Annotated in this window: 6 protein-coding genes and 1 pseudogene; all 7 read right to left on the minus strand. The window is 48.1% G+C overall.

What is annotated here, in order from left to right; all coding sequences use genetic code 11:
- A pseudogene (locus HP552_RS00880) lies at positions 1-235 on the minus strand (phage distal tail protein); the annotation flags it as partial.
- Positions 236-255: 20 nt separating this feature from the next.
- The gene (locus HP552_RS00885; RefSeq protein ID WP_175393876.1) at positions 256-399 is read right to left on the minus strand and encodes an XkdX family protein; all 144 of its coding nucleotides are present in this window, start codon (positions 397-399) and stop codon (positions 256-258) included.
- Positions 392-976 carry an SH3 domain-containing protein gene (locus tag HP552_RS00890; protein ID WP_175393877.1) on the minus strand — a complete coding sequence of 195 codons (585 nt, stop codon included), beginning with the start codon at positions 974-976 and terminating at the stop codon, positions 392-394. The genes HP552_RS00885 and HP552_RS00890 overlap by 8 nt, the downstream gene beginning before the upstream one ends.
- A 12-nt stretch (positions 977-988) precedes the next feature.
- The gene (locus HP552_RS00895; RefSeq protein WP_175393878.1) at positions 989-3,751 is read right to left on the minus strand and encodes a hypothetical protein; all 2,763 of its coding nucleotides are present in this window, start codon (positions 3,749-3,751) and stop codon (positions 989-991) included.
- An 8-nt stretch (positions 3,752-3,759) separates the two neighbouring features.
- Positions 3,760-4,170 (minus strand): phage tail fiber protein, encoded by a 411-nt coding sequence (locus tag HP552_RS00900; protein WP_175393879.1) that lies wholly within the window; start codon positions 4,168-4,170, stop codon positions 3,760-3,762.
- A 12-nt stretch (positions 4,171-4,182) separates the two neighbouring features.
- Positions 4,183-4,734 (minus strand): distal tail protein Dit, encoded by a 552-nt coding sequence (locus HP552_RS00905; protein WP_175393880.1) that lies wholly within the window; start codon positions 4,732-4,734, stop codon positions 4,183-4,185.
- The coding region (locus tag HP552_RS00910) for a phage tail tape measure protein (RefSeq protein ID WP_175393881.1) at positions 4,734-7,875 on the minus strand (3,142 nt) is incomplete at its 5' end. The genes HP552_RS00910 and HP552_RS00905, both read right to left, overlap by 1 nt.

Here is a 7,875-nt window from a genome sequence, read left to right on the forward strand (position 1 = left end):
CGGAAAACTCTGCTGATAGCGTCATTTCCACAGCGTAATCCAGCGAGTATTCCGTATCACCGGATAATTCTGGAGCATTGAACGCGACAAGGTTAAACCCTGTCACGTCCTCCCCTCCTGAAATGGTCCGCTTAGAATACAATTGCGCTCCGCCTGATAAGTGCGCCGCCAGGTCAATGACGTTTTCACCGCCGCCTGCATTGTAAGCTATTTCGTTAAATCCGCCTCCGAACAAGCCGGACACCCCCTCTCAGCTTACGCTTCGTATTTCTGTTCTGTAATCTGTTCAAACTCTTCCGGCGTAATGACACCAAAGGAAACATACTGTCTCAGCTGTGGTTCCTTCGCCCATTTCTTTTCATAGTAATATTGGAGTCTTTCGAAATCAGAATTAAACATTTACACCGTCTCCCTTCGATTCTGTTTCTATAGTCAACAAACGCAGCTCAATACCAACAATCTGTGCCCCTAATGCCTCGTTCTGTGCCTTCAGGTCTGCACTTTCCAATTCCCTCATAACAATTTGCTCGCCCAGAATTTCGTTCTGTTGCTTTAGCTCCAGGGCTTCCAGCTCACGTTGTACAAGCTGTTCCCCGATCTTGTCCATTTCGGATGGCTCGACAGGCCGCGGCTTCGTCAGCTCGTCAATTTCTTCCTGGCTTAACCCTTCAGCCCACAGGTCAGGAAATTTTTCCTCTGGGTCAATCCCCACGGCATCCTGATAGACTTCCCAAGCTGCCAGGTCAAATCGTGGCAGGAACAGCCCCGAAGGAACAGGAAAGCTGACAATATACCCGGCAATCTCCGGTTCCGCCTTTTCCTCTTCTTCCATATCCATGGGCCGTTCGATCTCTTCAGCATCAAAAGCAACCGGTTCTGGCTCGGCATAAAAAGGGACGACACCAGAAAAGGCATCGTCCACCAACTCGTCCTCCATATAGAGGCCGTCTGTATTTACTTTAGGTACGGCTTTCATTTGATCCCTCCTTTACTTAGTTACGAATGAAGTTCCACTAATGTTTGTAATAGCATTGTCGTCTTGATAAAGCAGAACATGCCCGTAATCGGTAATCACTATTTGTCCAGTACGCGTTATAATTGTTACATTTTGACCGGGTCGGTATCCCTCGGCTAAGGTGAACAATTGAATAGCATTCCCACTGGCTCCGCCTGAAACGCGACCCTCGATATAGCACACCCTACCAATCTTAATGTATCTTATTTTTTCTGTACTCTCACTTACCCAACCATTAAGTAATGTAGGTGTAATCCATGCGTGAGCATCTTTCTCTTCCTTCTTACTCTCAACTACACTAAGGCGTGTATTCGCTTGTTGTATGTCCTGTACCAAGTCCGTAAGCAGTGCCTTTTCGTTGTCTGGGACTGATCCGATGAGTGGAGCAATCGGAGACCTGTCCAACATTAGGTATGTTGCCGTGTATGCTCCATCTTTAATAAAGTCCTTGCCTTCAATATGAGCGTCTTGATTTCCGTAAGCTTCTTTTTCGTTTTTTACGACTACGCCAGAAGCTCGTTTGCCGTTCACGTAAATGTTCAATATCTTTTCAACTCGATATTTAAACGGGTTATTTACGCCCGAATCAGTATTATTGAAATGATAATACTCAATACTTCCGACTTTAGTCATTACGGGTTTAGTTGCTTCTCGCAATACAATTCCCGTTCCGACTTCAACTTGGTTATTACCTTCGATTAACGTCAATTGTCCTTCTGACGTGATCGGTTCGACAGTTGGCGTTGCAAGTTGATATACGAGTTGGTAGGGAGTAAACCCTGCGCTCATTGTAGTAGGCACAGTTGGAGTAGCAGACATATCTACCCAAGTGCCTATAGATCCGACCGTTGATGGATTACCTTGACTTGCGTTGAGCCACCTACGAACCCAACCTTTTGTACCAGTACCGTTATATTGGACTGGAGCAGTAGACCAAGATTCTTGAGTCGTCATAACCCATCCCATGAAATACGCCTTAATCTCGTCAGCAGTCGGTGTGTATGCGTCTCCCCATCCACTGTCTGCGCTTGAAATACTTAAGATGATTAGTCTTGGTTCTTCAGAACTTCCGTTCAATCTATCCGAACCACTCGCCGTCCTTGCTAAAATCTTGCCGTCATATTTTACTGCGACTGGGTTCCAGGTAACAGGATTGTAAGGTACGCTTAAGAGGAAGTAAACGACCTTTACCCCTGCAGCTTCATTTACGTTAAACACCCACGCCTTTTCTCCATCTAATGTAATATGATCCCACTTCTTCAACTTGAAGTATTGTCCGTCCTTCTCGAACACTTCGTCAGCATTCGCACCGGTTAATGGATCAGCAAATAAATCCGTTTGCAATGCGATCATAGCGTCTTCACGCGGTTTGAACGATTTGGTTGTCGTATCAAGCGTAAGCATCGGGTTTTTAATACTGAACGTCCCTGCTGCAAGTCCTGTATTTCGAAAATAAACAACAACATAAGCCACGTTGTCAGGAGCAATAAGGCTTGCCGATTGGTTAGCAGAGTATCCAGAGTTGATGATTGCAACCTTGTCCTTGTCAGTGAACACAAGCTGTATTTGACCAGTATGATTTGCGCTAAGCGTATACGATTTGCCCGGAATTGCAGGAATCCAAGGTGATCCGATCCATGATTCTTCTGCATTAGCTACGACTGAATACTCATAAGGACTTATAATCGTGCCTTTTCCTGTAGAATCGTTACGAGGAGTATTTTGCCACCCATCGTAAAACGGCGGTAACAAGTTCTCTCCATAACGAATCGCATACGGATTTCGTACGGGTTGAACGCTATCAACGTAAGGGAGATAATTACGGATGCTCGACTCTGTGACGTCTACTCCAATGCGGTCGTATAAGGCTTTATCCACCTCATAAACTCCGCCGCCATCAAAATTTATTACCGACCCAGTATTCACATAAGGAAATACCAAGTCAAATGATATGCTATTAAGTCCTACAAGATCAGCAGGACTTAATTTAACATAATGCAGTAGATATGATCCTTTATTCGTTTTGGGTGTGCTGGATTTTAAGGTTGCGCTGTAATCTGGCTTCATCACTCGCAAGTATGCAGAAGTTGCGTCGGTATTCTTTATCTCAACGATAGCGATATAATACTTCGTGTTGTCTATTGGAACAAGGGTTTTTCTACGCACCAAACCAGATGAATTTGTACCGGTTGTCGTAGCCTTGCCTGAACTGCTGCCATATAAAAAGCTTGTATTATCAAGAGTTAAACTGCATGATGCTAAGGACCATTTACTCGCATCTTCAAAGTTGCCATCACGCCCCAACAAGTTAACCAACGTTCGGCCCGTGAGTCCAGTCAATGCGAAAGGTGCATCTTGTTCAGCTCGCACGGTTTGCATGCCAGGTTGCAAGGTAAGGGCAGATCGTTTGGGAACATCCACCCTTTCAGCCAGTTCTATAATATTTTCCCGAGCTGCATCCCAATCAGCTGCCGCAAAGTTTCGCGCAATTCGCGTGCCGGACGTCCAAGCCCGGGCAATCCCTTGAAATCCCCGGACACACCCCTTTAACGTATTCCCGTCAACGGACGTGTACAAAATGGTTTCGGCTGCATCCCCATTCCCGATGGTGGCAATCCCTTCGCCTGGCAAAAGGACTCCTATATCAGCAACGGCAATATCAGTTTGTGATTCGGTGATTAAATCCGTAAGCTCCGTTTTCGGAGAGTTAACCACCGCTGGATACATCTTTTTCATGCTGTCACCTACCCTTCATCAATTTTGAGTTGTCCCACCAAGAAACGGATTAAATCGTTGGTCAGTACCGTTCTCGGCGTTTTCACGGCTCCGTGATACAGCAGGTTGCCACCTGTAGCTGCGTCCCGGATACCAATGTGCGTTATCAGCCCCTGGTCTGCCGTAGCGATTGGAAACGAAACGTCAGCCGTGTTCTGGACCGCTGCTCTGCGTTCGGTAATGACGGGATCACCAAAGGTAACTTGCTGCCGGGTGTAACCTCCGCCTGTGACCTCCTGCCCTGTATCAGCATCCGTGGGATTGGACGTATACAGCGCGATATACACCCTTGCTGGAGCCGTAAAGTTAACCCCTCGCAACGCTGCATTGATTGAGGCTCTTTTCCAGTAATTCGATTTTGAAAGCAAAATATCAGCCAAACCTAACCCCTCCTATTCAATTAAATACTCATTCGCTATTCGAAAATTTCGTATCACGTTCGTGCCCTGATTCGTTAGGACAATGACCGGATTGGCCGGGATGTCTCCACCGGACTTTACTGTGACGATTTGCGGCGACTTAGTGATAATCGGTTCAAACACAAACTCCTCACTTGATTCCGGGAATGGGTTGTACATCTTCAGCGGAATATCCACCTGATGGTTAACGGAAGAAGGATCATAACCGGTAGTCCCTCGGTATTTCGCCATGTAACGCCTGTCCAGACGATCCGAAAATATCAGCTCCAGTTCCCCGCGTTTGGCGTGAAAGATATTTGCTAATCGGTTGATGATTTGGTGATACTCAGAAGCTTCACCCATGACATAGAAACTAAGCTCCAGCGGCCGGGTGGCGTAAGTTGATCCAAAGTCCTCCTCACCATCACTCCCGGCCAGCTTGACTGTGTTTTCCTCGGCTTCTGGCAAGGCCGGAAGGGTGCGACCCACCAAAGTTGCCCCGATGGTAGACACCCATAGACCGTTCACCTTTACGTCATACTCCATCACCCTTTCACCCCTTTAGTTTGCAAATTCCGCGCTAATCGCTCGCGGCCATTGTAGAACATATCAATATCTGCCTTATCCTCTAAAACTACGCTTCCCGTTGACATGTTAAAATGCTGCGTGACTTCTTGCACAGGCGGTGCAGCTTGTTCTGGTTTCATGGTCAGCTGCGGCACCTCCAGGAGCCGGAACAGGTTATTCAGTTGGTGGCGATTAAATATAGCTTCCTCGCCGTGAACCACAGCCTGCATGGGCTCACCTGGAGCGCCCGGAACCACGCCGCCGACATCGAAGCTATCCAGCTTGCCTGTATCCTTCGCAATGCCGTACTGGTTACGGATCGCCTGATTTCGCTCGGCCAGCCGCTGCATCTCTTCTTTGTTCCCCGCTGCCTTGGCTGCGTTGTATGCATCCTTGTTAGAGTTGTACTCCTGCAAATCTAGCGCCTGCTGCGAGTTTCCGGTCAGATTGGATACTGTGGACATCTTGGCCTGATATTGGCTTAGAAAGGCGTCTAAGTCGCTTAGAATTTGGGCATTCGCTTCCTTGCTCGCATTCACCCGGAATTCTTGAACCGCACTTTCAATCAGTTTGACATCATCGCCGTGATCCTCGAAAACTTGGGCCAGAGCATCATACCGGGCTTCCGCGGCTGTTTTCTCATCCTCAAAAGCCTGCTCCTGCTCTGCTTTTTCGTCCTGGAGCTTGTCCTTTTGGTCTTCCAGATCCCGCTGACGCAGCTCGCGGGAATGCTCCAGTTGCATCCGTTCGATTTCCGCAATCAGGTCATTTCGTTCTTTAATCCCTTCAGGACTAACAGCTGTACTGAGCAGATCCACACGCGCCTGTTTCTTTCTAAGCTCCGTTTCCCAATCCGCATCGCTATTGGCTTCCTGCTCTTTCTTGATCAGATCGTCAATGGCCTGGATCTTTTCGTTTTGAGCATCTACAAATGCCTTTTTACGCGCATCAATAGCCGCTAGTTCGGCCTTTTTGGCATCGTTAACAGCGGTCTTTTGCGTTTTAAGCAGCGTTTCGGTATCCTTCTGGGTTTGCTGGATTAAAGCCTTTCGGGCTTGGTACACTTGCTCGTCAGCCTGCTTGTATAGTTCGGAATCTTTCTTGTATCGGTCACGAACACGCGTCCAGGCATCCAGTTTCATCTGCAAGATTTCTTGCTCTGTTTTACCGGATTCCTCCATGCGCCGTTCTTCTTTGGTGATCCATTCCGATGACGTTTGGTATTGCTTCTTTTGCTCCGCTTCAATCTGCCGCGTTAATTCCTTCCGGGACTGATACACCTGTTCGTCAGCCTTCTTGTATTCCTCTGAATCTTTCTTATACCGATCCCGGACCCGCGTCCACGCATTCAGCTTGGCTGTAGCCATCTGAACTTCCGTTTTCCCGGCCTCTTCCATCCGGCGCTGATCTTTATCGATCCATTCGGAAGAAAAGTCATAACGTGCTTTGGTGCTGTCTTCCTGGAGCCGTTTAATTTGCAGATTCATCGTCCGCTGATCTTCAACGGTTTCCTTTAGGTGCTGCTTATGCTTCGCGGCTACCTTGTTGTATGCCTCAATCTGTTTGTCAGCTGACCAGTCATACATATCCGCCTGATACCGGACCGTGGCAATGTCGGCATCATAGGCTTTCTTCCGGGCTTCCGCTGCCAGTTCCGCAGCTGACTTCCCTGTTTTTTCTTTTTTGGTCTTGGCTGCCTTCGCTTTCGAACCTTTCGAACCCTTTGAAGGTTGGGACAAGTCTACTCCGCTACCGGAAACCTGTTTAAAAGCCTCGCCAGTAGTCAGAGATTCCTTGGCCCGTTGAACCTCCAGCAAATTCTGATTTGCAATTTTTTGTTTGTCGTACAATCCAGTAAGCTGCTCGTCCACCCCGCCATTGGCAAAGTTCTCAAATGCTGTATTGACGCTGATTCCACCAACAGCGGTAACTTTTTTCGCCACCATGGGATTGGCATTTTTCCCGCTTACGGCGGCCATGGCTTTTGCGAGAGCTTCAAAGTTTTTTATCTGAGCCTCAACCGATGCTTTATTGGCCTTTGCCATAGCTTCCAGGTGAGTTAGGTACGCATTAGCAGCCTGGGCTGAAGTATCAATAAAACTACGCTCCGCGCTGATATGATCGTCAATGATCCCGATATTCTTTATCGTGATCCGGCCCGATTCATCTTGGAGCGCATTCAGGTCTGGATACTGCTTTTTCAATTGATCCGTGACATTAATCAGTTCCTGCTTTTGCGAAGCGTCCAGGTTTTGAGCAGATGCAAGTTCCTTGTATCTGGCCGATAGCTTTTCCATGGCCTCGACCTTTTGGTATTTGGCCGATAAATCCGATATTTCAGCCTCTTTCATTTTCAAGAGTGCCGGAACGGATTCGTCAATGGCATCATTCATTTGTTCAAGCTTGTTTTGCGCATCTTCCAAGCCGTCATAACCCATTCCACGAAGCTGCTCGTCCATCTCGGCCAGCTGATCGTTAATTTCAAGCATTTCCGTCAGTAGCTGAGGCGTTCCCATGTGATCCGCTTGCAAGGCTTCGATCTCATTCAGCCTCTCTTGGAGTGCTGCACGCTCGTTTAGGACCGTGTTCAGCTCGTTCGTTCGGTCCTGAAGGTCTTGAACATCCTGCACGGTTCGCTGTAAAGGCGATTTGTTCAGTGCATCGTTTACTTCTTCCTGAGCCCTGGCAAACTGTTCAGCAGAAGCAGCCGCATCGTCTGACTTCCCTTTAAAGAAAGCAAAAGCAGCAGCTACAGCCCCGATTGCAGCCGATAGGGCAAGCAATGGAGGGAAAGAAGCCTGTAAAGCAATTAAAGCTGTACGCAGCGCATACACAGCCAGGGTGATACCCGTCACTGCTGCCGTCACCGCAACAAAAGTGATGATGGCGTTTTGCGTGCCCGCGTCCAGTTGGGTGAATGACAGAATCAAGGATGCAATCATGTCCGTGATAGAACGTACCGTAGGCGCAAATTTGTCACCCACTGCAATGGCCGCAGCCTCCATGGCCGACTTGAATTCCTCTATGGACCCCTTCAGCGTATCCATTTGGGTTTCAGCCAGCTTGTCCGCAGCCCCTGCCGAATTCTCCAGCTCTGAAGTAAAGCTTTCAAGCTGCGCC

The sequence above is a fragment of the Paenibacillus xylanilyticus genome (assembly GCF_013359935.1).
Classification (GTDB): Bacteria; Bacillota; Bacilli; order Paenibacillales; family Paenibacillaceae; genus Paenibacillus; species Paenibacillus xylanilyticus.